This window comes from Parasphingorhabdus pacifica, assembly GCF_054779195.1.
The window spans coordinates 1-25,801 of sequence record NZ_BAAGYS010000004.1; the positions used below are offsets into that span (position 1 = coordinate 1).

Annotated in this window: 25 protein-coding genes; 8 read left to right on the plus strand and 17 right to left on the minus strand. The window is 67.4% G+C overall.

Translation table 11 applies throughout. From position 1 onward, the window contains the following. The 5 genes from metK to mihF all read right to left on the minus strand — a co-directional run. On the minus strand, positions 1-761 hold a 761-nt coding region (gene metK / locus ACYVAN_RS03950), incomplete at its 3' end, for a methionine adenosyltransferase (RefSeq protein WP_460955735.1). Positions 762-903: 142 nt separating this feature from the next. Further along, a complete protein-coding gene (coaBC, locus tag ACYVAN_RS03955; protein ID WP_460955737.1) occupies positions 904-2,157 on the minus strand; it encodes a bifunctional phosphopantothenoylcysteine decarboxylase/phosphopantothenate--cysteine ligase CoaBC in 1,254 nt (417 codons plus the stop codon). After that, positions 2,154-2,450, minus strand: coding sequence for a DNA-directed RNA polymerase subunit omega (rpoZ, locus tag ACYVAN_RS03960; protein WP_460955739.1), 297 nt, complete (start codon positions 2,448-2,450; stop codon positions 2,154-2,156). The genes coaBC and rpoZ overlap by 4 nt, the downstream gene beginning before the upstream one ends. A gap of 179 nt (positions 2,451-2,629) precedes the next feature. Further along, the gene (gene gmk / locus ACYVAN_RS03965) at positions 2,630-3,235 is read right to left on the minus strand and encodes a guanylate kinase (protein ID WP_460955741.1); all 606 of its coding nucleotides are present in this window, start codon (positions 3,233-3,235) and stop codon (positions 2,630-2,632) included. Then, on the minus strand, positions 3,232-3,549 hold the full coding sequence (mihF, locus tag ACYVAN_RS03970; protein WP_460956362.1) for an integration host factor, actinobacterial type: 318 nt from the start codon (positions 3,547-3,549) through the stop codon (positions 3,232-3,234). The genes gmk and mihF overlap by 4 nt, the downstream gene beginning before the upstream one ends. A gap of 587 nt (positions 3,550-4,136) precedes the next feature. Here mihF and ACYVAN_RS03975 point away from each other — a divergent pair. Next, entirely contained in the window at positions 4,137-4,730 is a 594-nt protein-coding gene (locus ACYVAN_RS03975) for a TetR/AcrR family transcriptional regulator (RefSeq protein WP_460955743.1), read from the plus strand. Between the two features lie 69 nt (positions 4,731-4,799). Continuing rightward, positions 4,800-5,729, plus strand: a complete 930-nt coding sequence (locus ACYVAN_RS03980) for an alpha/beta hydrolase (RefSeq protein ID WP_460955745.1) — start codon at positions 4,800-4,802, stop codon at positions 5,727-5,729. Between the two features lie 21 nt (positions 5,730-5,750). Here ACYVAN_RS03980 and ACYVAN_RS03985 read toward each other — a convergent pair whose 3' ends face one another. From ACYVAN_RS03985 to ACYVAN_RS03995, 3 genes are all read right to left on the minus strand, one after another. Continuing rightward, the gene (locus ACYVAN_RS03985) at positions 5,751-6,260 is read right to left on the minus strand and encodes a hypothetical protein (protein ID WP_460955747.1); all 510 of its coding nucleotides are present in this window, start codon (positions 6,258-6,260) and stop codon (positions 5,751-5,753) included. Continuing rightward, the gene (locus ACYVAN_RS03990) at positions 6,257-7,435 is read right to left on the minus strand and encodes a serine/threonine-protein kinase (RefSeq protein ID WP_460955749.1); all 1,179 of its coding nucleotides are present in this window, start codon (positions 7,433-7,435) and stop codon (positions 6,257-6,259) included. Before ACYVAN_RS03990 ends, ACYVAN_RS03985 begins: the two co-directional genes overlap by 4 nt. Before the next feature lie 425 nt (positions 7,436-7,860). Then, positions 7,861-8,742: a LysR family transcriptional regulator gene (locus ACYVAN_RS03995; protein ID WP_460955751.1), complete on the minus strand. Its 882-nt coding sequence runs from the start codon at positions 8,740-8,742 to the stop codon at positions 7,861-7,863. Positions 8,743-8,880: 138 nt separating this feature from the next. Between ACYVAN_RS03995 and kdgD the strand changes: the two genes are divergently transcribed. The 5 genes from kdgD to ACYVAN_RS04020 all read left to right on the plus strand — a co-directional run bounded on the left by kdgD (position 8,881) and on the right by ACYVAN_RS04020 (position 14,758). After that, positions 8,881-9,807, plus strand: coding sequence for a 5-dehydro-4-deoxyglucarate dehydratase (gene kdgD / locus ACYVAN_RS04000; protein WP_460955753.1), 927 nt, complete (start codon positions 8,881-8,883; stop codon positions 9,805-9,807). A 29-nt stretch (positions 9,808-9,836) separates the two neighbouring features. Then, positions 9,837-11,429 (plus strand): aldehyde dehydrogenase (NADP(+)), encoded by a 1,593-nt coding sequence (locus ACYVAN_RS04005; RefSeq protein ID WP_460955755.1) that lies wholly within the window; start codon positions 9,837-9,839, stop codon positions 11,427-11,429. Between the two features lie 127 nt (positions 11,430-11,556). After that, positions 11,557-12,912, plus strand: coding sequence for a glucarate dehydratase (gudD, locus tag ACYVAN_RS04010; protein WP_460955757.1), 1,356 nt, complete (start codon positions 11,557-11,559; stop codon positions 12,910-12,912). A 398-nt stretch (positions 12,913-13,310) separates the two neighbouring features. After that, the gene (locus tag ACYVAN_RS04015; RefSeq protein WP_460955759.1) at positions 13,311-13,871 is read left to right on the plus strand and encodes a GntP family permease; all 561 of its coding nucleotides are present in this window, start codon (positions 13,311-13,313) and stop codon (positions 13,869-13,871) included. A gap of 152 nt (positions 13,872-14,023) precedes the next feature. Further along, complete coding sequence (locus ACYVAN_RS04020) at positions 14,024-14,758, plus strand: GntT/GntP/DsdX family permease (protein WP_460956364.1); 735 nt, start codon at positions 14,024-14,026, stop codon at positions 14,756-14,758. Positions 14,759-14,841: 83 nt separating this feature from the next. Here ACYVAN_RS04020 and pyrF read toward each other — a convergent pair whose 3' ends face one another. From pyrF to pyrR, 7 genes are read right to left on the minus strand one after another with little or no spacing between them, the layout of a single operon-like run. Beyond that, entirely contained in the window at positions 14,842-15,687 is an 846-nt protein-coding gene (gene pyrF, locus ACYVAN_RS04025; RefSeq protein ID WP_460955761.1) for an orotidine-5'-phosphate decarboxylase, read from the minus strand. Next, positions 15,684-19,004, minus strand: coding sequence for a carbamoyl-phosphate synthase large subunit (gene carB / locus ACYVAN_RS04030; RefSeq protein WP_460955763.1), 3,321 nt, complete (start codon positions 19,002-19,004; stop codon positions 15,684-15,686). The genes pyrF and carB overlap by 4 nt, the downstream gene beginning before the upstream one ends. After that, entirely contained in the window at positions 19,004-20,140 is a 1,137-nt protein-coding gene (gene carA, locus ACYVAN_RS04035; protein WP_460955765.1) for a glutamine-hydrolyzing carbamoyl-phosphate synthase small subunit, read from the minus strand. The genes carB and carA overlap by 1 nt, the downstream gene beginning before the upstream one ends. Then, the gene (locus ACYVAN_RS04040) at positions 20,137-20,679 is read right to left on the minus strand and encodes a PH-like domain-containing protein (RefSeq protein ID WP_460955767.1); all 543 of its coding nucleotides are present in this window, start codon (positions 20,677-20,679) and stop codon (positions 20,137-20,139) included. Before ACYVAN_RS04040 ends, carA begins: the two co-directional genes overlap by 4 nt. After that, positions 20,679-21,977, minus strand: coding sequence for a dihydroorotase (locus tag ACYVAN_RS04045; protein WP_460955769.1), 1,299 nt, complete (start codon positions 21,975-21,977; stop codon positions 20,679-20,681). Before ACYVAN_RS04045 ends, ACYVAN_RS04040 begins: the two co-directional genes overlap by 1 nt. After that, positions 21,974-22,906, minus strand: coding sequence for an aspartate carbamoyltransferase catalytic subunit (locus tag ACYVAN_RS04050; protein ID WP_460955771.1), 933 nt, complete (start codon positions 22,904-22,906; stop codon positions 21,974-21,976). Before ACYVAN_RS04050 ends, ACYVAN_RS04045 begins: the two co-directional genes overlap by 4 nt. Beyond that, positions 22,906-23,493, minus strand: a complete 588-nt coding sequence (gene pyrR / locus ACYVAN_RS04055) for a bifunctional pyr operon transcriptional regulator/uracil phosphoribosyltransferase PyrR (RefSeq protein ID WP_460955773.1) — start codon at positions 23,491-23,493, stop codon at positions 22,906-22,908. The genes ACYVAN_RS04050 and pyrR overlap by 1 nt, the downstream gene beginning before the upstream one ends. Positions 23,494-23,753: 260 nt before the next feature. Between pyrR and bldD the strand changes: the two genes are divergently transcribed. Beyond that, positions 23,754-24,242, plus strand: a complete 489-nt coding sequence (bldD, locus tag ACYVAN_RS04060; protein WP_009943043.1) for a transcriptional regulator BldD — start codon at positions 23,754-23,756, stop codon at positions 24,240-24,242. A 362-nt stretch (positions 24,243-24,604) separates the two neighbouring features. On the opposite strand, the gene nusB is transcribed toward bldD, so the two are convergent. Both nusB and efp read right to left on the minus strand, forming a co-directional pair. Next, positions 24,605-25,060 (minus strand): transcription antitermination factor NusB, encoded by a 456-nt coding sequence (nusB, locus tag ACYVAN_RS04065; RefSeq protein ID WP_460955775.1) that lies wholly within the window; start codon positions 25,058-25,060, stop codon positions 24,605-24,607. A gap of 9 nt (positions 25,061-25,069) precedes the next feature. Beyond that, on the minus strand, positions 25,070-25,633 hold the full coding sequence (gene efp, locus ACYVAN_RS04070) for an elongation factor P (protein WP_460955777.1): 564 nt from the start codon (positions 25,631-25,633) through the stop codon (positions 25,070-25,072). Between the last annotated feature and the right edge of the window lie 168 nt (positions 25,634-25,801).

The following is a 25,801-nucleotide window of genomic DNA, read 5'->3' on the forward strand; positions in this document are numbered from 1 at the left end:
CCACAGTCACCCATCGGGCCACCCACCACGAACCGACCCGTCGGGTTGATCAGCAGACGAGTGTCCGAGGTATCGATGTCAAGGACCTCGATCTCCGGCTCGACGACCTTCTCGCGGATGTCCTTGTCCAGGGTCGCGTCCAGGTCCACGTCCTCGGCGTGCTGCGTCGACAGCACCGCCGTGTCCAGCCGCACCGGCTGGTCACCGGCGTACTCGATCGTCACCTGGGTCTTACCGTCCGGACGCAGGTACGGCAGCGTGCCGTCCTTACGCACCTTGGTCAGCCGACGGGACATCCGGTGCGCCAATGCGATCGGCAACGGCATGAGCTCGTCGGTGTCATCGCAGGCGTAACCGAACATCAAGCCCTGGTCACCAGCACCCTGCTTCGCGATCTCATCGATCACGCCCTCGACCCGGTTCTCATGAGCGGTGTCCACACCCTGCGCGATGTCCGGGGACTGCGCATCGATCGCGACGTTCACGCCACAGGAATTGCCGTCGAAACCCTTGTCCGACGAGTCGTACCCGATCTCCAGGACCTTGTCCCGCACGATCGTCGCGATATCGGCATAAGCCGCGGTGGTCACCTCACCGGCCACGTGCACCTGGCCGGTCGTCACCAACGCCTCGATCGCGACACGCGACCGAGGGTCCTGCCGTAGCAACTCGTCCAGCAACGCGTCACTGATCGCGTCACAAATCTTGTCCGGGTGACCTTCGGTCACCGACTCACTCGTGAACAACCTGCGCTGAGTCACGACACTCCCAAGGATTCAAAAGGTCCGACGGTGTCGGTCGACGACCGGGGGTCACCGGCCTGGCCCGGGTTCCGCGCTGGCCCTCACGACGCCACGGATCCTCAACCAGCCGGGTCACCACGGGTGACCTGCTACGATCAGCCTAATCGCGGTTGAGCCTGCGACTCACAGCATCCCACAATGTGGCCGCGAGTCGGGACTTCGCACCGTGCGGGATCGGCTCCTCGATACCCTCCGCGTCCAGCAGCCAGCCGGCGTTGTCCTCCACCTCGAACGCCATGCCGTCACCCACCGAATTGACCAGCAGCAGGTCGCAGCCCTTGCGCGCCAGTTTGGCCCTGCCGTGTTCCAGCACGGAGGTGTCCGGATCGCCCGTCTCCGCGGCGAAGCCGACCACCAGCGGCACCCGGATGCGGTCGTCTCGACGGGCCTCGATCAGTTCGGCCAGGATGTCCGGATTGCGGGTGAGCTTCACAGGATCGGGATCCGAGCCCGTCTTCTTTATCTTGTGCTCGGCCAGCCGGACGGGCCGGAAATCGGCAACGGCCGCCGCCATCACCACCACGTCGGCACCGTCGGACTCGGTCAGCATCGCCGACCGAAGCTCTTCTGCGGTGCTGACCGGCACAGTTCGCACACCGGAAGGTTCGCCAAGGTCGACGGTGTAGGCGGAGACCAGTGTGACCTGCGCGCCACGCTGGGCGGCCACCCGCGCCAAGGCGTAGCCCTGGCGACCGGAGGAACGGTTGCCGAGGTAGCGGACCGGATCCAGCGGTTCCCGCGTACCGCCCGCCGAAATCACCACTCGCCGACCTTCGAGGTCGCGGGGCAACGCTGCGGGAGCTGCCAGCAGGAGCCGTGCCAGATCCACGATCTCGGCGGGATCGGACAGCCGTCCCTTGCCGGTGTCGGCTCCGGTGAGGCGTCCGCTGGCGGGTTCGGCCACCATCACACCCCTCCGCCGCAGCAAGGCGATGTTGTCCTGCGTCGCAGGGTGCTCCCACATCTCGGTGTGCATCGCGGGCACCATCAGCACCGGGCAACGCGCGGTGAGCAGGGTGGAGGTCAGCAGATCGTCGGCCAGCCCGTTCGCCGCACGCGCGAGCACGTCCGCGGTGGCGGGGGCGACGACGACCAGGTCGGCTTCCTGCCCGAGCCGGACGTGCGGAACCTCATCGACGTTGCTGAAGACACCGGTCTGCACCGGCTGCCCGGACAACGCCTCGAAGGTCGCCGCTCCGACGAACCGGAGCGCCGCCTCCGTCGGGACCACCCGCACCTCGTGCCCGGACTCCGTCAACCGCCGCAGAACCTCGCAGGCCTTGTACGCGGCGATCCCACCACTCACCCCGAGGACCACCCGCGGTGGGCGATCCTCGGAGGCTTGCCGCGTCACTCGCCTTCGGTGTGCTCGAGCAGACCGGAGTGGATCTCACGAAGCGCGATCGACAACGGCTTCTCGCGCGGGCCGGGCTCGACCAGCGGGCCGACGTACTCCAGCAGACCCTCACCGAGCTGCGCGTAGTAGTCGTTGATCTGCCGCGCGCGCTTGGCCGAGTAGATCGCCAGCGCGTACTTCGAGCTGACCTGTTCGAGCAGGTCGTCGATCGGCGGGGTGGTGATGCCCTCCGAGTTGGAGGAAGAAGACGGGCTGTTGTTCAGCGCCGCAAGAGCGTTGGGCGTGTTCACGTGGAGGGCTCCTGGGAGAAGCTGCTGGTGGTCTGGTCCGGGCCGGGATCGAATCGCTCGCCCTGGCTCGATGTCGTCGGCCGTGGGCCGCCGTCACCGATCCGGCGTCCGGGTCGATCGCCGAGGAGTGTGGACGATACCGATCAAGCCGGACGATACCGATCAATCGGGGATATCCACTACTCGAGATCCCGGCCGACCACCAATCCTATCAATTCACTGGTCGCCGACCGCACATCGGCGTTTACCACAGTCCGGTCGAACTCCGGCTCGGCCGCGAGTTCGCGTCTGGCCGTATCGAGCCGGCGCCGAACAACCTCGGGATCCTCGGTGCCCCGACCGGTCAACCGGTCCACCAACACCTCCCAGGAGGGCGGCAAGAGCATGACCAGCTGTGCTTCGGGCATGCTCTGCCGAACCTGGCGCGCGCCCTGCAGTTCGATCTCGAGGACCGCGGCACGGCCGGACGCGAGCGCCCGTTCAACCGGCCCGCGGGGAGTTCCGTAGTAGTTGCCCGCGTAGTGGGCGTGTTCGAGCATCTCCCCGTCCGCGACCATCCGCTCGAACTCGGACTCGTCGACGAAGTGGTAGTGCTCCCCGTCGACTTCACCGGCACGGGGTGCTCTGGTGGTCACCGAAACGCTGAAGTACACCTCCGGGGCCCGCGCACGCAGCTCGGCGAGCACGCTGGACTTGCCGACCCCGGAAGGCCCGGAAACGACGGTGAGCCGGGGCTCGCCCTGACGGGCTCGCCCCGGCTCAACGCCGGTTTCAGTGTCGATCACTCGCCGCTGAACTCGGTGAGCAAAGCCTTGCGCTGCCGCTCGCCCAGTCCACGCAACCGACGGCTGTTGGCGATCTCCAGCCGTTCCATGATCTGCTGAGCTCGCACCTTGCCGACACCCGGAAGGGCCTCGAGCAGTGCGGACACCTTCATTTTGCCCAGAACCTCGTCGTTGTCGGCGGTGTCCAACACCTCCGACAGACTGGTTCCGCCGCGCTTGAGGCGCTCCTTGAGCTCAGCTCGGGCGCGACGGGCGGCAGCCGCCTTTTCCAATGCTGCTGCCCGCTGCTCCTCGGTCAGCTGGGGAAGGGCCACCATGTCCTCCGTGATGTGGGGTTTCTCTTGATCGGTGCGGCGACGGTACCGGCCCCACCGGACCTGCTTCCACGCGGGTCCAGCTTTTTGTGAACGGGATTCACCAGCAAGTCCGCCACCCGCCCCTTCGATTCGCTCGTACAAGGCGTGCACGAACGAAGGGCCGTAGCAAGTACTACCAACAATGCCGCTGAAGTGCACTAATCTCAGGCAAAACTCTTCCGATCTGTCCGATTTTCGGACGGTTAAGCCATGCTGATGGTGTCATCGCAGGTCATATCGACAACAGGCACCCCCTCCTCGGCGCGACTCCCCGGACGACGACCCCGAGAAGTCGATCAACCTTCGAGTTCCGCTCTTCGGCCGAGTACCGCTGGGCTGTTCGCCGGTGACCGATGACCACCATCCGGCGCAACATCCGCCGAACGCCGGCTCCGAGCACGCAGGCGACCGAGATCGCCCTCGCGCACCCATCCATTCCCGGTCATCCGGGCCGAGTGGACCGACCGCACTCGACAGGACCTCCATTCCCACTCACTCGTCCGGGCGACGTAAGCTACGCGCGCACCGGCCAGAAGTGAGAGAACTTGCCACGGATCACCAGCACCACGATCGCCGAGCACCGGCAGACGATCTCGGGTCGCCTGCTCGACGCGTTCGGCTCACTGCTCACCGAGCACGGCTACGAGCGCCTCGCGTTGCGAGACGTCGCGGAACGCGCCGAGGTCGCCCGGACCGCGATCTACAACTACTACCGGGACAAGCCGGGCCTGCTGTTGGCCTGGATGCAGCGGGAGGTCGCTCATTTCGACGAGGCGCTGCGCTCGGCCCTCACGGACTGCGACGAACCCGCGGACCGGCTCCACCTGTTCGTCGTCACGCTGCTCGCCGAGTTCACCTCCCGCCCCATCAGCGCCGGGACCAACCTCGCCGCCGCCCTACCTCCCGGCCAGCGCGAGGAGTTCCGCAACCAGATCGACCCGGTGCGCACCATCCTGATCGACATCCTGGCCGCCGGTCACGCGGCGGGCACCTTCCAGACGAACGAGATCGGCAGCACGGCGGACCTCATCCTGGCGTGCCTGGAAACCCAGCGCGTCCCGCTGGCTCGCGGCCAGGACCCGGATCGGGCGGCCGAACAGGTCCTGCCGTTCATCATCCGCGGCCTGGGTTTCCCGTAGGGCTACCGACCCGCGCGTCACACCCGGCCTCTCAGGAGGGGGTGGTCGGGGTACCGCACACTGATGTGTATGGCGAAGGACATCCTGGGCGAGCCTTACCGGGCTCGAACGCTGAAGTTGAGCGACGGCGCCGAAGCCACGCTGGTTCACCGGACCGCACCGCGCTCCGACCGGGGCGCGGTGCTGTACGTGCACGGGTTCTGCGACTACTTCTTCCAGAAGCACCTCGCCGAGCACTTCGTCGAGCTCGGCTACGACTTCTACGCCGTCGACCTGCGGGGCTACGGACGATCGCTGCGCGAGGGTCAGCTGCCGAACTACATCACCGACCTGGCCCAGCACTTCGAGGAACTCGACGCCGCCGCCGAGATCATCCGGGAGGAACACGGTCACCAGCGGCTGGTGGTGGTCGGCCACTCGACCGGTGGACTGATCACCTCGCTCTGGGCGAACGACCGCCCGGAGCGGGTCGACGCGCTCGTCCTGAACAGCCCCTGGCTCGATCTCGCCGAGTCCTGGTTCCACCGCACCATCGCGACCAAGGTCAACCACGTTTTGGGCAAGCTACTGCCGAAACTCGTGATGCGCCGGGGCAACTCCCCCGTCTACGCCCACAGCCTGCACTCCCGGCACCACGGCGAATGGGACTTCAACCTGGCTTGGAAGCCGTTGACGGCCTTCCCCGTGCGTGCGGGCTGGCTCCGCACCGTCCGAATCGGACACGCCAGGGTCCAACGCGGGTTGGCGGTACGAGTTCCGGTTCTCGTGCTGCACTCCGAACGCAGCCTGTTGCACCGCAAGCGGTGGGACCCGGGCGCCGGGAGCGCCGACACCGTGCTGGATGTCGGCCAGATCGCGCGCTGGGCGTCCAAAATTGGTCCGCACGTGACGACCGTGGCCATCCGGGATGGCTTGCACGACCTCGCGCTGTCCGCCAAACCCGCCCGTGAGCGGTTTTTCGCCGAGGTCGACAGCTGGCTGGCAAACCACGCGACCTGAAACGGGCGGGCCGTTCGTTCCCTATCCGTCGCCCTTCTCGTCGGCCTCTTCCTGCTTCTCTTCGGCCTTCTTCTTCGCCTCTTCGCGCTTCTTCTCGCCCTTGTTCTCGCCCTCTTCGGCCTTCTTCTCCGCCTCTTCGCGCCTCTTCTCCGCCTTCTCACCTTCCCCGTTCTGCTCGGGGGATTCGAGCGGCGCCTGCTCCGGAGTGGGCACCGTGACGGTCACCGGCGGTTCCGGCGCCGGATACCGCAGTGTTCGGACGTCCGCAGCGACCCGGTCGGTCGCGGTGAGCATCTTCCGCGCCGTTGCCGTGTCCAACTCGCCCCGTGCCTGCGCGGCGGCGATGTCCCGATGCAGCGCGGCCAACGCCTCCTCGGACGCGGGCCGGTCCTGCCTGCTCGCCGCCTCCTTCACCGCGGCCACGTCCGACACGAGCAAACTGCGGGTCTCACCGCTCAGGACGGCTTCCGAGCCGTCCGAGCACGCGCTCAGGGCGAACCCGACCGCCAATGCGGGAACAAGACGTCTCACCTTCGAACCAACCTCTCCAGATTGGCGAGATCCTCATCGAGTCGTTCGACCCCGGGAGGCCCCGAAGTGGGTGGCAACGGCGGGGATTCCTCCGATTCCGGCGACGAGGGCAGCAGCAGGAAAAGCAGTGCCACCAATCCGACCGCTCCACCTGCCGCGACGAACAACCAACCTCGCGGAATGCGCCGCTCGTGTTGATCCTCCCCGCCGTTCGGCGTGGTGTCCGGCGGGAACATGCGGGTATTCGGAGCCGTCGCGGCGCCGGCGTTCACCTGCGCCGTCGACTCCTCATTCGGCCACGGCCCGACCACGGTGCTGTCCTCGGTTCCCGGCCAGAGTGGGGATTCGGGCTCCGTCCGGACAACCGGGATCGTCTCGGTGACCTCGCTGCCGAGCAGGTCCGCGCAACGAACGGAAGACGGGCGTTCGGCCGGGTCATCGGCCAACATCGCCCGCAACGTCGAAGCCAGGTACTCCGGCAGGTGATCCGGAACCCTCGGCGGGCGGGTGAGCCGGGCCATCGCCGCCTCCGCGCCCACCCCGTCGTATTCGACCCGGCCGGTCACGCACTCCAGCAGGACCAGTCCGAGCGCATACACATCCACCGGGTAGGCGATGTCGGTGCCACGGACTTGCTCGGGAGCCATGTAGCTGGCAGTTCCCATGATCACGCCCGATGCGGTCATCCGACCCACCGCGTCCGCCAACCGGGAGACCCCGAAGTCGGCGAGGAAAACGCGGCCCTCTCGGGAGAGCAGCACGTTCGACGGTTTCACATCGCGGTGCACGATCCCGTTGCTGTGGACGTAGTCGAGCACCTCGGACAGCTGCCGCCCCAGCCCCGCGACTTCCGCCGGAGGCAACACTCCGCGGGCGATCAGGTCAGCCAGCGTCGACCCCTCCACCAGCTGCATCACCAGGTACAGCTCGTCGCCGCTGGCGCTGGCATCGTGCACGGGTACCAAACCGGGATGGCTGAGCCCCGCCAGCAGGCGAGCCTCTTCCTCGAAACGTTCCCGCCCCGCCGCGTCGGTGCCCGACCGGAACAGCTTGACCGCCACCGTCCGATCCAGCCGCGTGTCCTGCGCACGGTAGACATCGGCCATGCCGCCGCCACCAAGGCACGAACCGAGGCGGTAACGGCCTCCGAGCAGAGGCACGTCACCCTCGTCCATCGCTCCTCCGAACAGTCCTGGACCAGACCGCCGCGAGGCCTAGTCGACTCCACGAGAACTTTCCCAGGCCGCGACCGGCCGAAGCGCGGTACCCCGTCCGGAAACGGTCGCGAACACGGCAAGCACGACGAACGGGACAGCACGACTTCCCGGTTCGGCAACACCACGCCGATGCGGGTGATTCAGCTCTCGGCCCCGTTCGCGAGCGGTCACGTCGGAACGACTGGGAATCCCCGGAGCCGAGTTCTTCGCTCGAATGGACGCATCCGGTTTCAACCGGGCTCACCCCAGGTTCATGGGCGGCATGGCTGTCGTCAGGGTGGCGACGTGCCAGTTCCCGGTCAGCGTGAACATCCGAGATCAACGGCGTGCGCTGCGGTGCTCTCATCGTCCGCTCGCGAGAGGTCGACGAACGGGGCGCACTCTCAATCGCCGACCAAGGACAGCAGGGAATCCAGCGCGGGGTTTTCGTGGTCTCGCCGCCAGGCCAGGTGCAGTTCCACCGGGCGGGGGTCGGGCAACCGGACCTCTCGAAAGGCCACGCCCTCGAACCGCAGCCTCGCGGCCGACGCCGGAACGAGAGCGGCACCCAGGCCGGCTCGAACGAGTGCCAGCAAGGTGTGGACCTGACTGACGTATTGGGAGTACCTCGGTGTGACGTCCGCGCGGTTGAACATGCCGACGATCAGCTCGTGGAAATAGCGCGCGTCACTCGGCGAGTACATCACCACGTCCGCGCCGTCGAACTCGGATAGCTCCAAGGTTTCGCCACGGCAGGCACGCGGATCGCTCTCCTGGAACGCGGCCAACAACGGCTCCGAGAGGAGCGGGCGGCTGCAGAGTTCCTCACGGCTGATCGGTGGCCGCATCAGACCGAGATCCAGCGTCCCCGACGACAGCAGGTCCAGCTGGTCGCGGGTGACGAGTTCCCGCAGCACCAGCTCGACCTGCGGAAGACGATCGCGCGCCGTTTCCAGCAGGCTCCCCAGCACGCCGTAGGCGGACGTGGCGGTGAATCCGATCCGGACGAGCCCGGAACGGCCGTCGATCACCCGGTGGACCGCCAAGGCCGCGTCCTCGGACTCGCGCAGCAGGCGCCGCGCGTCCTGGAGGAATGAGCGGCCTGCCGGGGTCAGCCGAACCGATCGGCTGCTCCGGTCGAACAACTGTGCCTTCAGCTCCTTCTCGAGCTGTTGGATCTGGCGACTCAGTGGCGGCTGGCTCATGCGAAGGCGTTCAGCGGCCCGCCCGAAGTGCAGCTCCTCGGCGACGGCGACGAAGTTCGCCAACTGGTTGAAGGTAAACATCGATGCTCTTCCGGTATCAGTGGATATCTTTTTCGAGTTGGACGCACATCGATCGCCGACCCTACGGTTTTAAGCGACCCGCGACAGGTGATTCACACCACGACTTCGCGATTCCACGAAATGGAGAGAAGCACGCCGATGCCTTCCACCTCACCCGCCGAAATCGCAGAGCGGCTCGGCTCGGGGCTGCTGTCGTTTCCCGTGACCCACTTCCGGGAAACCGACCTCGTATTCGACGAAACCGCCTACCGGGAAAACATCGGTTGGCTGGGCCAGTTCGGTGCGGCCGGACTGTTCGCGGCAGGCGGCACCGGGGAATTCTTCTCCCTCACACCCGCCGAGGTCGAGACCGTGGTCACGGCAGCCGTGCAGGAAGCCCCCGCAGACGTCCCGGTGATCGCGCCCGCCGGTTACGGGACCGCCATCGCGGTCGAGATGGCGCGGTCGGCCGAGCGCGCCGGAGCCCACGGCATTCTGCTGTTGCCTCCTTACCTGACCGAGGCCGACCAGGAGGGTCTGGCCGCACACGTACGAGCCGTCTGCGCCGCCACCTCCCTCGGAGTGATCCTCTACAGCCGGGCCAACGCCGTCTTCGGCGACGCCACGGTCGCCTCCCTCGTCGAGACCTGTCCGAACCTGGTCGGCTTCAAGGACGGGGTCGGCAACATCGAGGCGATGACCCGCATCCACACGCGGATCGGCGAGCGACTCACCTACATCGGCGGGCTACCCACCGCGGAAACCTTCGCCCAGCCCTACCTGGAACTGGGCGTGACCACCTACTCGTCGGCCATGTTCAACTTCGTCCCCCGGTTCGCCATGAACTTCTACAACGCGGTCCGCGGCCACGATCACGAAGCGGTCCGCGGATACCTCGACGAATTCGTGCTGCCCTACTGCGACATCCGCAACCGCAGGCAGGGTTACGCCGTGAGCATCGTCAAGGCAGGCATGAAAGCCATCGGACGTCCTGCCGGACCGGTGCGCAGCCCGCTGGTCGACCTGGACGAGGACGAACTGCGCATGCTGGACGAGCTCATCGCAGACCTGAAGGCAGCGACGTGAAACCGACCCCGTTGAAGGAGACGACGAGCATGGGACTGAACAGCGAACCGAGCGGCCGGATGCTGATCGCGGGCAAACCGGTCTTCGGTGCCGGTGAGCAGATCCGCGCGGTGAATCCCAACACCGGCGCCGAGCTGGCACCCGCTTTCGGACACGGCAGCCGATCCGAAGTGGAGCGCGCATGCGCACAGGCGCAGGAAGCCTTCGCGACCTACCGCAACACCACGAACGACCAGCGAGCTCGCTTCCTGGAGACGATCGCCGACAACATCGAGGCGATTGGTGAGGCCCTCATCGAGCGCGCCAAGGCCGAGAGCGGTCTGCCCACGGGCCGAATCACGGGTGAATGCGGCCGTACCACCGGTCAACTCCGGCTGTTCGCCGAGGTGGTGCGCGAGGGCAGCTGGGCCGGTGCGCGCGTCGATCCGGCGCTGCCCGACCGCAAGCCCGCGCCGCGCGCCGACATCCGCCAGCGCAGGATCGCACTCGGCCCCGTCGCCGTGTTCGGTGCGAGCAACTTCCCCCTTGCGTTCTCGGTCGCCGGTGGGGACACCGCGTCGGCACTGGCCGCGGGATGCCCTGTCGTGGTCAAGGGACACGACGCGCACCCGGGAACGTCCGAACTCGTCGCCCGTGCCATTACCGATGCCGCTGCTTCGTGCGGTATGCCCGCGGGCACGTTCTCGCTGTTGTTCGGCGACGGTCCGACGTTGGGTACGGCACTGGTTACCGATCCGCGCGTCCAAGCGGTCGGATTCACCGGGTCCCGGTCGGGCGGCCTGGCCCTGGTGTCCGCCGCGGCCGCACGTCCGCAACCGATTCCGGTGTATGCGGAGATGAGCAGCATCAACCCCGTCTTCCCGCTTCCCGGTGCGTTCGCGGAACGTGCGGAGGAGCTCGGCGAGCAGTTCATCGGCTCGCTGACGCTGGGATCCGGACAGTTCTGCACCAACCCCGGACTCGTCGTCGCCGTGGACGGTCCCGAACTACGGACGTTCCTGGACGCCGCCGTTGCCGCGATCGGCGACAGCGCCGCGACGACGATGCTGACTCCGAACATCGCCAGAACCTACGGCGCCGGCGTCGAGACGCTGGGAGCGCACGAGAACGTCTCGGTTCTCGCTCGAGGTCCGGAGACCGATCAGCCGAACGCATGCCGACCGGCCCTGATGTCCACCGACGCCGCGAGCTTCCTCAACAGCGCGGCACTGCGTGACGAGGTTTTCGGAGCGTCCTCGCTCGTGGTCCGCTGCGCGGACACCGCCGAGGTACGTGCGGTCGCGGAGGCGGTCGAAGGCCAGCTCACCGCCACCGTGCTCACCGCCGACAGCGACCGGGCGCAGGCCGCGGACCTGCTGGGGGTGTTGGAGACCCGTGCCGGGCGAATCCTGTTCAACGGCTGGCCCACCGGTGTCGAGGTCGGGCACGCGATGGTCCACGGCGGCCCTTTCCCGTCCACTTCGGACTCGCGAACGACCTCGGTAGGCACCCTCGCGATCGAACGTTTTCTGCGTCCCGTCGCCTACCAGGACGTCCCCGCCGAACTGTTGCCCAGCGCGATCGCCGACGGCAACCCCGACGGGATCTGGCGCCGCCTGAACGGCGAGCTGGGCAAGCACTAGGAAATGCCGCGCCGCGGTCCCGGCGCGGCCACCCAATCGGGTCACGTCCGGTTCCACACCGCGGCACCGCCACCGAGGAAACCGAACCCCCGACGCTTCTCACCTCTGATGCGAAGGAACGACCGACATGACGAACACGGCCGCTCGGGAATGCCCGATGGTAACGCGAATGCGGGTGGTCCCGGTAGCGGGGCACGACAGCATGCTGCTCAACCTCAGTGGAGCGCACGCACCGTTGTTCACCCGCAACCTGGTGATCCTCACCGACTCCGCGGGCAACACCGGAGTCGGTGAGGTTCCCGGTGGCGAAGCGATCCGCAGCACCCTCGAAGCCGCCACCGAACTGGTCGTCGGCAAGTCCATCGGGCGATACAACTCGGTGCTCGGCAGCGTGCAGAGGAGCTTCGGCGACCGCGACTCCGCAGGACGAGGTGCTCAGACCTTCGATCTGCGCATCGCCGTGCACGCCGTCACCGCGATCGAAGCCGCGATGCTGGATCTGCTCGGCAAACACCTCGGTGTGCCCGTGGCGGAACTGCTCGGAAACGGTGTGCAACAGGACACGGTTCCGGTCCTGGGATACCTGTTCTTCATCGGAGACCGCACGCGCACCGACCTCGCCTATCGTTCGGGCGCCGACGAGTCCGCCGACGCGGACGACTGGATGCGACTACGGCACGAGGAAGCACTGACGCCGGAATCGGTGGTACGGCTCGCCGAGGCCGCGCACGAGCGATACGGGTTCCGCGACTTCAAGCTCAAGGGTGGTGTTCTCCCCGGGGCGGCGGAGGTCGACACCGTCCGTGCGCTGGCGGAACGCTTCCCCGATGCCCGCATCACGCTCGACCCCAACGGTGGCTGGTTGCTGGCCGATGCGGTGGAGCTGTGCCGCGACCTGCACGGGGTACTGGCCTACGCCGAGGATCCGTGCGGGCCGGAGCACGGCTACTCCGGCCGAGAGGTGATGGCGGAGTTCAAACGTGCGACGGGCCTGCCCACGGCAACGAACATGATCGCGACCGACTGGCGCCAGCTCGGACACGCCGTCCGCACCGACGCGATCGACATCCCGCTCGCCGATCCGCACTTCTGGACGATGAGCGGGTCGGTCCGAGTGGCGCAGCTCTGCGACGCGTGGGGACTGACGTGGGGTTCGCACTCCAACAACCACTTCGACGTGTCGCTGGCGATGTTCACCCACGTCGCCGCCGCTGCTCCCGGGAACATCACCGCGATCGACACGCACTGGATCTGGCAGGACGGCCAGCGGCTCACCCGTGCACCGTTGCCGATCGACGACGGGGCGATCGAGGTTCCTCGCGAGCCCGGCCTGGGCGTGGAGCTGGACCCGGACCAGCTCGAAGCCGCTCACGAACTCTACGAGCGCGAAGGGCTCGGAGCGCGCGATGACGCCGTCGCGATGCGGTACCTCGTTCCGGGGTGGACGTTCGACAGCAAACGCCCCGCTCTCGCACGGGACTGACGAACCGGAACCGTTCACCCGTTTCCGTTGGATTCGCGCGATCCGCGAGAACGCGTCATTCCCCGCGATAGCGGGTCTCCCCGCCGCACTCTCCGCAGCACTGTCCTCGGACGGCGACCACCCCACGAACTCGACCGACCGGATCAGCATCCGCAACGTCGCCCGGGAGTCGTCGCCGTACCGGATGCTGCCCAGGCGCCGATCACCGCACTCATCCACTACTCGTCCGTTCCCGAACCGACCGGAGGCAACGACGTTTACCGCTGGAGAACGCTCCGCCACGCCTCACCTGGCCCGGGCGGAAGGTCCACACCGATGAACACACCCGGAATCGCCAACACCGCCGGAGCAGTGCCGCACCCGCTCGCAAACCAGGAACTGTCCTGGACGTTGTCGCCATGGGCGTTGCTGCTGGTCGTCGCAGGAGGCTCGTGCTCCTGTTCTTCCTCCTCATCAAAGACGAGTTGCACGCGTTCGTCGCGCTGCTCCTCGTCAGCATCGCCGTCGGTTTCGCCGCAGGCATCGCCCCCTCCGAAATCCCCCGACTGTTCGAGGACGGGATCGGCTCCACTCTCGGCGACATAGCCATCATCGTCGCGCTGGGCGCGATGCTCGGCCGGATGATGCAAGAGTCCGGGGCCGCCGAGACGCTCTCCGAATCACTGCTCAACGCGTTCGGAGAGCGGCGGGCCCCACTGGCCGTGGGACTCACCGCGTTGATCTTAGGCATCCCGGTCTTTTTCGACGTCGGGTTCATCATCCTGCTACCGCTGATCCACGCGGTGGCGGCTCGCACCGGCCGTTCATTTCTCACGGTCGCCCTGCCCGCCGTCGGCGGTCTGGCCATCATGCACGCGGTGCTGCCGCCGCACCCCGGACCGGTGGCTGCGGCGGGCATGCTCGGCGCGAGCCTGGGAGGGGTCGCCATCATGGGGTTGGGCTGCGGCTTGCCTGCCTAATTCATCGGCGCGTACCTCTTCGGCACGCGGTTGGGAGACCGGCTCTTCGTCCCCGTGCCGCAGAAGCACTTCGACCGGACCAGCGGTTCCGGAACCGGTGGACGGCCCGGCGGAGCGACAAACGAGGCGACAACCACCGAAGACGACAGCGGATCGCCGGAGTCCTCACCAGCCCCGCAGCCGGTACGACAACGGTTCCAGTACCGAACCCTCCCTCGCTGGCCGTCACGATCACGGTCATCGTCCTGCCGGTGCTGTTGATCATGCAGCGCACCTTCTCCGAGTTGATGGTCCCGGCAGGTTCCGTCCGCGAAGCGCTCCAGTTCATCGGAAACCCGGTGACCGCGTTGATCATCGCCACCTTGTTCTCCTTCTGGATCCTCGGAATCCGGGGTGGGTTCAGTAAATCCCGCATCGAGAAGGCCGTGTCCGCATCCCTCGGTCCAGTAGCACTCGTCCTCCTCGTCACGGGGGCCGGTGGAGTGTTCGGCGAGGTGCTGGAACGCACCGGCGCCGGCGAGGCATTGGCCGGTGTGCTGGGCACGACCTCGCTGCCGGCGATCGTGCTGGCATTCATGATCGCCACCGCGCTCCGCAACGCGCTCGGTTCCAAAACGGTCGCGACCGTGACGACCGCACCGATCGTCGCCCCGCTGATCGAACAGGTCGGACTCTCCCAACCGGAAATCGCGCTGGTCGTGGTCGCGATCGCCTCGGGTGGCACCGTGCTGTCGCACGTGAACGACTCCGGGTTCTGGTTGTTCAGCCGCTACATGGACATCGACATCAAGACCACGTTGAAGAGCTGGACCTTGATGGAGACCTTCATGGGCGGAACCACGTTCCTCATCGCGGGGACCATCAGCTTCGTCCTCGCCATGACGTAACCGTCCCCTACGTCACGCGAAAGGGCGCTGTTCCACGTCGGAACAGCGCCCTTTCGACGGCTACCGGCGCTACCGGCACGCGGTCAGATCTGGAGCATGCTCGCGAAGTCGTCCCCAACCCGCCTCGCCGCGCTGCGCAGCGCAGCGACATCGGGGCCGTGCCGGAGCACGTCCCGCGCGGTCGCGGGAAGCACATGCGGCAGTGCCGCACCGAACACGGCACGCAACCCCTGCACCGTGCCGCCCTGGGCGCCGAGGCCCGGCGCCAGGATCGGTCCGTTCAGCCGGGAGAAGTCCAGGTCGCCGCTGCGGATCGTCGCGCCCGCGACCACACCGACGTGGCCCATCGGCGCGATTCCCGCGTTGTTCTCCGCCGCCGCGTCCACCACGGACTGGGCAACGGTGCGCTCCTCGCCGTTGACCGCCCGCTGCAGGCTCACACCCTCCGGATTGGACGTTCGAGCGAGCACGAACACCCCTCGCCCGGTCTGCTCGGCGATGCCCAGCGCGGGCGCCAGCGAACCGAAACCGAGGTAGGGCGAGACGGTCATGGCATCCGAGGCCAGCGGAGAATGCTCGTCCAGGTACGCGTTGGCGTAGGCGGCCATGGTGGAACCGATGTCGCCACGTTTGACGTCGAGCAGTACGAGAGCGCCCGCCTGCCGCGACTCGGCGACGACCCGCTCCAGTATCGCGATCCCGACCGACCCGTAGGACTCGAAGAACGCCGATTGCGGTTTGAGCACCGCGACCTCACCGGCCAGCGCTTCCACCGCCGTCATCGCGAACTTCTCCAACGACGCGGGACTGTCGCTCATGCCCCACGCGTTCAGCAAGGCCGGATGCGGGTCGATGCCCACGCACAGCGGTCCCCGGCTCGCGACCGCGTCCGCCAGTCGCTGCCCGAAGCCCGCTCGAACGGTCGTCATCGCCCGTCACCGCCCTGCCGCAGCGCCGCCTGCAGTCCCTGCAACGAACGGACGCCGATGACCCCGCGGATTCCGGACTCGATGCCCTGGACGGCGGCTGCCGCGCCTTGCACCGTGGTCACGCACGGGATGTCGCGGGATACCGCGGCCGTGCGGATCTCGTAGCCGTCGAGCCGGGGTCCGTGGTTGCCGTAGGGCGTGTTCACGACCATGTCGACCTCGCCCGCCTTGATCAGATCGATGATGTCCCGCTCCCCGTCGGATTCCTCGTTGTGCTTGCGCACCACCGTGCACGGAATTCCGTTCCGGCGCAGGACTTCCGAGGTGCCCGCGGTCGCGAGGATCTCGAAGCCGAGGTCCGCGAGCCGCTTGACGGGGAAGATCATCGCGCGCTTGTCCTTGTTGGCCACCGAGACGAACACCCGGCCCGAAGTCGGCAACGATCCGTAAGCACCGGCCTGGGACTTGGCGAAGGCCTGCCCGAACGAGACGTCGATACCCATGACCTCGCCGGTGGACTTCATCTCCGGGCCGAGCAGCGAGTCGACACCGTGGCCCTCCGGTGTCCGGAAGCGGTGGAACGGCAGCACTGCTTCCTTGACCGCCACGGGTGCGTCGATCGGCAGATCGGCACCATCCCCGACCGGCGGCAGGATGCCCTCGTTGCGCAAGTCGCTGATGGTGGCACCGAGCATCACGCGAGCGGCGGCCTTGGCCAGCGGGGCCGCGGTGGCCTTGGAAACGAACGGCACGGTGCGGGACGCACGCGGATTGGCCTCCAGCACGTACAGCACGTCGTCCTTCAGGGCGTACTGCACGTTGAGCAGACCGTGCACGCCGATCCCCCTGGCGAGTGCCGCGGTGGAGCGACGCACCTTCTCGATGTCCTGGCGACCCAGCGTGATCGGCGGCAACGCGCAGGCCGAGTCCCCGGAGTGGATACCGGCTTCCTCGATGTGTTCCATGACTCCGCCGAGGTAGACCTCGGTACCGTCGCAGAGGGCGTCGACGTCGATCTCGATGGCGTCGTCGAGGAAGTTGTCCACCAGGACCGGGTGCTCGGGGGTCACCTCGGTGGCGCGGGCGATGTAGTTCTCCAGCGACGGCTCGTCGTAGACGATCTCCATCCCGCGACCACCGAGCACATAGGACGGGCGCACGAGCACCGGGTAGCCGATGTCGTCGGCGATGCGCTTGGCCCCGTCGAACGAGGTGGCCATGCCGTACTTCGGCGCGGGAAGACCCGCCCCCGCGAGGACGTCCCCGAATGCGCCCCGCTCCTCGGCGAGGTGGATGGCCTCCGGCGGGGTGCCCACGATCGGAACACCCGCGTCGGCCAACCGCTGCGAGAGCCCGAGCGGAGTCTGCCCGCCCAACTGGACGATCACCCCGGCCACGGTTCCGGACGCCTGCTCGGCGTGCACCACTTCGAGCACGTCCTCGAAAGTCAGCGGCTCGAAGTACAGGCGATCGGAGGTGTCGTAGTCGGTGGAGACCGTTTCCGGATTGCAGTTGACCATGACGGTCTCGAAACCGGCCTCGCGCAACGACATCGCCGCGTGCACGCAGGAGTAATCGAACTCGATGCCCTGCCCGATGCGGTTGGGGCCCGAACCGAGGATGATCACCTTCGGTCGGTCGCGCTGTTCGGTGATCTCTGACTCGGCCGCCGGATCCGACTCGTAGGCGGAGTAGTGGTACGGCGTGCGGGCGGCGAACTCGGCCGCACAGGTGTCCACCGTCTTGTACACCGGGCGTACACCCAGCCGGTGGCGCAACGCGCGAACACCGTCCTCACCGGCCAGCTCCGGCCGCAGCGAGGCGATCTGCCGGTCGGACAGACCGGTACGCTTGGCCAATCGCAGCGAGTCGCTGTCCAGCACCGGAGCGCCAACGAGCTCGGCACGCAGCTCCACGAGCAGCAGGATCTGGTCGAGGAACCACGGGTCGATGCCGGACGCCTCGTGCACCTGCTGCACGGTGGCCCCCAGCCGCAACGCCCGCTCCACGGTGTAGAGCCGGCCGTCGTGGGCGACCCGCAGTTCGTCCAAGGTGGAATCAAGGGTCGCGGCCGCGGGATCCGGCTTGGTCCAGAAACCGATCCGCGGCGTCTCCATCGAGCGCAACGCCTTGCCCAGCGCCTCAATGAAGCTCCGGCCCAACGACATCGCCTCGCCGACGCTCTTCATCGTCGTCGTCAGCGCCGGATCGGCTCCCGGGAACTTCTCGAAGGCGAACCGCGGCACCTTGACGACCACGTAGTCCAGTGTCGGTTCGAAGCTGGCCGGGGTTTCACCGGTGATGTCGTTGCGGATCTCGTCGAGCGAGTACCCGATGGCCAGCTTCGCGGCGATCTTGGCGATCGGGAAACCGGTGGCCTTCGACGCGAGCGCCGACGACCTCGACACCCGCGGATTCATCTCGATGACGACCATCCGGCCGGTCCTCGGGTGAATGGCGAACTGGATGTTGCAGCCACCGGTCTCCACCCCGACCGCGCGAAGCACGTCGATGCCGACATCGCGCATCTTCTGGTATTCGCGGTCGGTCAGCGTCATCGCCGGTGCCACCGTCACCGAGTCGCCGGTGTGCACACCCATCGCGTCGATGTTCTCGATCGAACAGATCACCACCACGTTGTCGCGGTGATCCCGCATCAGCTCGAGCTCGTACTCCTTCCACCCGAGCACGCTCTCCTCGATGAGCACCTCGTGCACGGGTGACTCGGTCAACCCGAGCGAAGCCATCCGCTCGAGGTCCTCGTGGGTGTGGGCCATGCCCGATCCCAGACCACCCATGGTGAAGCTCGGCCGGATGACCACCGGCAGGCTGTGCTCGGCGACGAAGTCACGGACCTCCTCCATCGATCTGCACACGGCGCTTTCCGGCACCTCGCCGCCGATCGAACGAACGATGTCCTTGAACCGTTGCCGATCCTCGCCCCGCTGGATCGCCTCGATGTCGGCACCGATGAGTTCGACGCCGTACTTCTCCAGCACGCCCCGCTCGTCCAGCGCCATCGCCGCGTTCAACGCCGTCTGTCCGCCCAGCGTCGCCAACAACGCGTCCGGCCGTTCGGCCTCGATGACCTTCTCGACGAACTCCGGGGTGATCGGTTCCACGTAGGTCGCGTCGGCGAACTCGGGATCGGTCATGATCGTCGCCGGGTTGGAGTTGACCAGACTGACCCGCAAGCCCTCTTCGCGCAACACCCGGCAAGCCTGCGTACCGGAATAGTCGAACTCCGAAGCCTGGCCGATCACGATCGGACCGGAGCCGATGACCATGACGTGGTGGATGTCGGTCCTCTTCGGCATCAGCGTGCCTCACTCATCAGGTTTGCGAACTGGTCGAACAACGGAGCGGCGTCGTGCGGTCCGGCCGCCGCCTCCGGGTGGTACTGCACGCTGAATGCCGGGCCATCGAGCAACTTCAGACCCTCGACAGCGCCATCGTTGGCGCAGTGGTGGCTGACCATCGCACGCCCGAAATCGGTGTCGAACCGCTCCCCCGGCTCGCCCTCGACGGCGAAACCGTGGTTCTGCGCGGTGATCGCGACCTTGCCGGTATCAGCATCGATCACCGGGATGTTGATCCCCCGGTGTCCGTAGGGAAGCTTGTAGGTGCCCCGGCCCAGCGCGCGCCCCAGGATCTGGTTCCCGAAGCAGATGCCGAACAGCGGCAGCTTGCGGTCGAGCACCTGCCTGGTCAGCTCGACCTGCCGGTCAGTGGTGGCCGGGTCGCCCGGACCGTTGGAGAGGAATACGCCGTTCGCCCCGGTCGCCAGCACCTCGTCGAGGGTGGAATCCAGTGGCAGGACATGCACCTCCATGCCCCGCTGCGCCATCATCCGTGGCGTGTTCGACTTGATCCCCAGGTCCAGTGCCGCCACCGTGAAACGCTTGTCGCCGACCGCTGGAACCACGTACGGCTCACTCGTGGTCACGTCCCCGGCCAGATCGGCACCGACCATCTGCGCGCTACCTGCGACCTGGTCGACCATCTCCTCGTCCGACCGCAACGCCGCACCCGAGAAGATCCCCGCGCGCATCGCACCGCGCTCGCGCAGATGCCGGGTAACAGTGCGCGTGTCCAGGCCTGCGATACCGACGATCTCGTTTCGCGCGAGCTCCTCCTCGAGCGAGCGGCTGGACCGCCAATTCGACGGCGCGCGGGCGGGATCGCGCACCGCGTAGCCCGCGACCCAGATCCGCTGCGACTCGTCGTCCTCGTCGTTCCAACCGGTGTTGCCGATCTGCGGAGCGGTCTGCACCACGATCTGGCGGTGGTACGACGGATCGGTCAACGTTTCCTGATAACCGGTCATCCCAGTGCTGAACACAACTTCGCCGAACGTGCGGCCGACACTGCCGTAGGCGTGCCCGCGGAAGATTCGGCCGTCCTCGAGTACCAGTACTGCCCTCGAGTGAGCGTCCTGAATGTGCGCCGTCATAGGTCCTCCTGCCGCGTGCTCGCGGTCTCGTCTCGGGGCGTGCGGGTGGGCGCGAGCGCCCGGACCGCATCGGCCCACTCTGTCTGGAGCGCCTTCTCATCGGCGCGGAAGCCGGTATCGAGGGTGTGTTCCCCGAGCTGCCAGGTCACGACCAGCATTCCCGCACCGGGAACGACCTTGTTCGCGAGCTTGCTGTCCACCCGCGCGTCCCGGAACCGCTCGGCCGGGATCCACATGGGCGTCGCTCCGGTGCGGTCCAGCAGCAGGCCGGAGCGGTAGAGCCGGGCCACCGCGTCGGCGCGGTGGCCGACGTCGCCGACCACGATGCGGTCCTGCCAGTCACCGGACCTGGTGGTCCCCACATAGAAGCCGGACTGCTCGGGCAGCTCCGCCTCCTCGGAAACGGTTTCGGGTGCGGCCGGGAAGTCCGGCAGCTCGGCCGCCTGCTTTCGGGCCCGGTTCACCCAGCCTCGCCGCATCCCGTACACGGCCAGCACGGCGAGCACGAGCAGCACGAGAACCCACAGGGCGCGTTCCATCAGCGAGCCACCTTGCCTTCGTTCGCGGTGATCCGTCCTCGCAACATCGTTGTGACCACCCTCCCCGGGAGCTCCATCCCCTCGAACGGGGAGTTGTTCGAGAGGCTCGCCAGATCCGCCCCACGGACGGTCCAGCCGGAGTCCTCATCGACCAACACCAGGTTGGCCGGCTCACCGACGGCGATCGGCCTGCCCTGGTCACCGAGCCCGGCGATCTCGGCCGGGCGCTCGCTGAGCACACGCGCCACACCACGCCAGTCCAGCAGGCCGGTCTCGACCATCGCCCTGGTGACCACACCGAGGGCCGTCTGCAGTCCCAGCATGCCCGGGCGGGCCGCCGACCACTCGCAATCCTTGTCCTGTTCGGTGTGCGGCGCGTGGTCGGTGGCCACGCAGTCGACGGTGCCGTCGGCCAACGCTTGCCGCAGTACCCGAACGTCTTCGTCCGTGCGCAACGGCGGATTGACCTTGTTGACCGGATCGTAGGTGGCCAGCAGCTCGTCGGTCAGCAGCAGGTGGTGCGGGGTGACCTCGGCCGATACCGCACCGGCGCTGCCGCGCGACTTCGACCAGCGCAGGAGCTCCGCGGTGCCCGATGTGGAGACGTGGCAGACGTGCAACGACCCGCCGGTGTGCCCGGCCAGCAGGCAGTCGCGGGCGACGATGGCTTCTTCTGCCGGTGCGGGCCAACCCGCCAGACCGAGCCGGGCCGCGTTCGGGCCCTCGTGCGCCTGCGCGCCGACGGTGAGCCGGGGCTCCTCCGCGTGCTGGGCGACGACTCCCCCGAGCGTCCTGGTGTATTCCAGGGCACGCCGCATGATCAGCGGATCGTGCACGCAACGGCCGTCGTCGGAGAACAGCCGAACCCCTGCGGCCGAGCGCGCCATGGTGCCGAGCTCCGCGAGCTTCTCCCCTTCGAGGCCCACGGTGACCGCACCGACCGGGTGCACATCGACCAGCCCGACCTCCCGGCCGCGACGCCATACGTGCTCGACGACGACAGCGTTGTCACCCACCGGATCGGTGTTGGCCATCGCGAAGACGGCCGTGTACCCACCGAGCGCGGCCGCGACCGAACCGGTCTCGATCGTCTCGGTGTCCTCCCGACCCGGCTCGCGGAGGTGCGTGTGCAGGTCCACGAAACCCGGCAGCGCCACCGCTCCACCCGCGTGCACGATCTCGTCGGCATCGACGTCCGGGTCGGAACCGATCCGGACGATCGTCTCGCCCTCGACCAGTACGTCGACCGGTTCACCTTCGCCGTAGGGGCGAACATCCTTCAACAGCACCCGGCTCATGCCGTGATCTCCTCTCCGGCCAGCAGGTGGTAGAGCACCGCCATCCGTACGTGCACCCCGTTGCGGACCTGGTCGGTGATGGCCGCACGCGGCGAGTCGGCCACTGCAGGCGCGATCTCCATGCCTCGCAGCATCGGGCCGGGATGCAGGACCACGGCGTGCTCGGGCAGCGCGGCGAGCCTGGCCTCGTTCATGCCGTAGGCGATCGAGTACTCGCGGGCCGACGGGAAGAACCCGCCGTGCATCCGTTCGGCCTGAACCCGCAACAACATCACCGCATCGAGATCCGGCAATTCGGGATCGAGTTCGTGCCGGACCTCCGCGCCCCAGTGCTGCACGCCTGTGGGCACCAGGGTCGGTGGCGCGATCAGCACCACCTCGACGCCGAGAGTGCGCAGCAGGTGCACGTTCGACCTGGCCACCCGGCTGTGCAGCAGGTCGCCGACGATCGCGACCCGTCGCCCGGACAGCGTCCCCAGCCGTTCGCGCAAGGTGGCGGCGTCCAGCAACGCCTGCGTCGGGTGCTCGTGCATGCCGTCACCGGCGTTGACCACCTGCGTTCCGGTCGGTTCGAGCCATCCGGCCAACCGCTGGGCCGCACCGGATGCGGGATGGCGCACGATCACGCAGTCGGCTCCCGCCGACGACAGGGTCAGCGCGGTATCCCGCAACGACTCACCCTTGCCGACCGACGACGCGGAAGCCGAGACGTTGATGACATCGGCGCTCATCCATTTGCCCGCGACTTCGAACGAGACGCGGGTACGGGTCGAGTTCTCGTAGAACATGGTCATGACCGTGCGACCGCGCAACGTCGGGAGTTTGCGGACCTCCCGCCCCAGCAGGGTGCTTTTGAGGGAGTCGGCGGTGTCGAGCACGCTCGTGGCGGTCGTCCCGTCGAGCCCTTCGGTGGACAGCAGGTGGCGCATCACCGGTCTCCCTCCCGCCGCAGCACGACGGCGTCCCGCTCGTCGACCTCGGCGAACCGGACGGCCACATCCTCGGTGCGCGAGGTGGGGACGTTCTTGCCGACGTAGTCGGCGCGGATCGGCAGTTCGCGGTGACCCCGGTCGACCAGCACGGCCAGCTGGACCGCGCGGGGGCGTCCCTGGTCCCGCAGCGCGTCCAGCGCGGCGCGCACGGTTCGACCGGAGAACAGGACGTCGTCGACGAGTACGACCAGCGCGTTGTCGATTCCGGCCGTCGGCAGGTCGCTGGCTTCCAGCGGCCGGGTCGGGCGTTGGCGGAGATCGTCGCGGTACAGCGTGATGTCCAAGGCCCCCGTGGGAACCGTCACACCGCTGAATTCGCTGATCCGTTCGGCCAACCGCCTCGCGAGCGGGGCACCACGGGTGGGGATTCCGAGCAGGACGACGTCGTCGTGTCCCGCGTCCAACGCGGTCTTTTCGATGATCTGATGGGCGATCCTGGCGATCGTGCGCGCAACGTCACCGGCCGAGAGGAGCTCTCGCTCCCCGGTCGGGTCCGCCGCGCCCGCCTGCAGGCGTGACGCCACGGTGGACCTCCTTCCCCGCCTCACCGGACGGGTCCTTAAAGGACGTCTGGAGCCCGGCGGTTGCCGGACTTGCCCTGTACGCTATCAGCGTCGGATGGTCAATCGTCCGGGTGGTGTGGGCGTACTCGCCCCGACGCCACAGAAAGACCAACTTGACCTGGTGACGCTCGCAAGCGAACATTACTCTCCGTATCGATCTGAGCTTTCCTCCCCGGCATCCTGAATAGGCTGACGGGGCGAATGAAACGGAGAAACGCCACATGGGCGACTACGCCAAGGCGCTGGGCGGCAAGCTCCGCGCTATCCGCCAGCAGCAAGGTCTCTCGCTGCACGGCGTCGAGCAGAAGTCAGGCGGGCGGTGGAAGGCCGTGGTCGTCGGGTCCTATGAACGTGGCGACCGCGCGGTTACCGTGCAGAAGCTCGCCGAACTGGCCGACTTCTACGGTGTTCCGGTCGCGGAGCTGCTCCCGGAGGGCCGCGTGCCCTCGGGCGCTGAGCCCGCCACCAAAGTTGTGATCAACTTGGAGCGGCTGCAACAACTCCCCGCGGAGAAGGTCGGACCATTGGCCCGATACGCGGCCACCATCCAAAGCCAGCGCGGCGACTACAACGGCAAGGTGCTGTCCATCCGCACCGAGGACCTGCGATCCCTCGCCATCATCTACGACATGACCCCCGGTGAGCTCACCGAGCAGCTCATCGACTGGGGCGTGTTGCCGCCCGAAGCACGACCGGCTCGGGAGGAGTGAGAAGCGAATAGCGTACGACACAGCTGAGCGGATTTCACTCTTCCGAGTGGGATTCGCTCAGCTGTTCAGTCTTCGAAGTCGTCCTCCGACTGCGAAGTCGTCCTCCGGGCGCGCCCTTCCGGCAGACCGCCGCGAAAGAGCCCGCGCAGGACGAGCTCACTCGCCTCAGCACGGGCTCATTCGCATCAGCACGGGCGCTCGCCCGATACGCCGCGGACGGCGGCGGAGAACAGCACCCGGCACGGCGCGGTACCGGGTGCTGAGTTCATGATCGGAGCACGGGAAACGGGGTTACCGGATCCGCGGGCACGGTATTGCGGCACGACACCGCACCGCCGGACCGCGGCTCCGCGTCGGCCGGCTCAGTCGACGCCCTGCTCCGCTGCCTGTTCGGCAGCGCGCACCGAGGCACGCAACCTACTGCGGATTCCGGCGATGCGGCCGAGCACACCGTTGACGAACCGCGGCGAATCATCGGTCGACAACGACTTGACCAGTTCGACCGATTCGTCGATGGCCACCGCCGAAGGCACGTCGTCGCACCACAGCAGTTCGAACAGGCCCAGCCTCAGCACCGACCGGTCCACCGCGGGCATTCGCGACAAGCTCCAGCCTTCGGCGTGCTCGACCAGGACTTCGTCGATCCGCGACCGGTTGCCGGTGATGCCCTCGACGAGGGTCACGGTGTACTCGTTGATCGGTGGATCGTCGGGCGACCCCATCCGCTCCGACAGCAACGTCACGGCATCGATTTCGCGCAGGTCGGCCTCGTAGAGGACGTCCACCGCCCGTTTCCGGGCTTTGCTCCGAGAGCCCAACTCACACCCTCACTTGTTGACGCGGCCGAGGTACCGACCGTCGCGGGGGTCAACCTTGACCTTGTCACCCGTGTTCAGGAACAGCGGGACCTGGACCTCGGCACCGGTTTCCAACGTGGCCGGCTTGGTACCACCCGTGGAGCGGTCGCCCTGCACACCGGGATCGGTGTGGGCGACGTTGAGCTCCAGGGAGGCAGGCAGCTCGACGTACAACGGATTGTCCTCGTGCCGCGCGACGACCACGTTGCTGTTCTCCAGCATGTAGTTCGCCGCCTCACCCACCACCTCGGGGGAAACGCCGACCTGGTCGTAGGTGTCCTGGTCCATGAACACGTATTCGCTGCCGTCGTTGTAGAGATAGGTCATCTCCCGACGGTCCACGTTCGCGGTGTCGACCTTCACACCAGCGTTGAAGGTCTTGTCCACCACCTTGCCGGACAGCACGTTCTTCAGCGTGGTGCGCACGAAGGCAGCACCCTTTCCGGGCTTGACGTGCTGGAAATTCACGACGGACCAGAGCTGGCCGTCGAGGTTGAGCACCAGTCCGTTCTTGAGGTCGTTCGTGGAAGCCACGGTCGAGGTCTCTCCTGTGGTGATGGCTGCGGGTATCTCGTCGGCGCGCGCCACCACCTCCTGGGAGGAAATGCGCACGCCGCGCTCGGAGCCTGTCTCTGCGGCCCGTCTTGAATTGTTCGGGACGGGTGTGGGTTCCGGTGTCGGCCGACCTGCTCGGAGGCCGAC

Excerpts from the sequence above, each read along its gene's own strand:
- ACYVAN_RS03980 (WP_460955745.1), top strand. The coding sequence starts at position 4,800 with ATGGCGAAGGACATCCTGGGCGAGCCTTACCGGGCTCGAACGCTGAAG.
- ACYVAN_RS03990 (WP_460955749.1), bottom strand. The coding sequence starts at position 7,435 with ATGGACGAGGGTGACGTGCCTCTGCTCGGAGGCCGTTACCGCCTCGGT.
- ACYVAN_RS03995 (WP_460955751.1), bottom strand. The coding sequence starts at position 8,742 with ATGTTTACCTTCAACCAGTTGGCGAACTTCGTCGCCGTCGCCGAGGAG.
- kdgD (WP_460955753.1), top strand. The coding sequence starts at position 8,881 with ATGCCTTCCACCTCACCCGCCGAAATCGCAGAGCGGCTCGGCTCGGGG.
- ACYVAN_RS04005 (WP_460955755.1), top strand. The coding sequence starts at position 9,837 with ATGGGACTGAACAGCGAACCGAGCGGCCGGATGCTGATCGCGGGCAAA.
- gudD (WP_460955757.1), top strand. The coding sequence starts at position 11,557 with ATGACGAACACGGCCGCTCGGGAATGCCCGATGGTAACGCGAATGCGG.
- ACYVAN_RS04015 (WP_460955759.1), top strand. The coding sequence starts at position 13,311 with ATGGGCGTTGCTGCTGGTCGTCGCAGGAGGCTCGTGCTCCTGTTCTTC.
- pyrF (WP_460955761.1), bottom strand. The coding sequence starts at position 15,687 with ATGACGACCGTTCGAGCGGGCTTCGGGCAGCGACTGGCGGACGCGGTC.
- carB (WP_460955763.1), bottom strand. The coding sequence starts at position 19,004 with ATGCCGAAGAGGACCGACATCCACCACGTCATGGTCATCGGCTCCGGT.
- carA (WP_460955765.1), bottom strand. The coding sequence starts at position 20,140 with ATGACGGCGCACATTCAGGACGCTCACTCGAGGGCAGTACTGGTACTC.
- ACYVAN_RS04040 (WP_460955767.1), bottom strand. The coding sequence starts at position 20,679 with ATGGAACGCGCCCTGTGGGTTCTCGTGCTGCTCGTGCTCGCCGTGCTG.
- ACYVAN_RS04045 (WP_460955769.1), bottom strand. The coding sequence starts at position 21,977 with ATGAGCCGGGTGCTGTTGAAGGATGTTCGCCCCTACGGCGAAGGTGAA.
- ACYVAN_RS04050 (WP_460955771.1), bottom strand. The coding sequence starts at position 22,906 with ATGCGCCACCTGCTGTCCACCGAAGGGCTCGACGGGACGACCGCCACG.
- bldD (WP_009943043.1), top strand. The coding sequence starts at position 23,754 with ATGGGCGACTACGCCAAGGCGCTGGGCGGCAAGCTCCGCGCTATCCGC.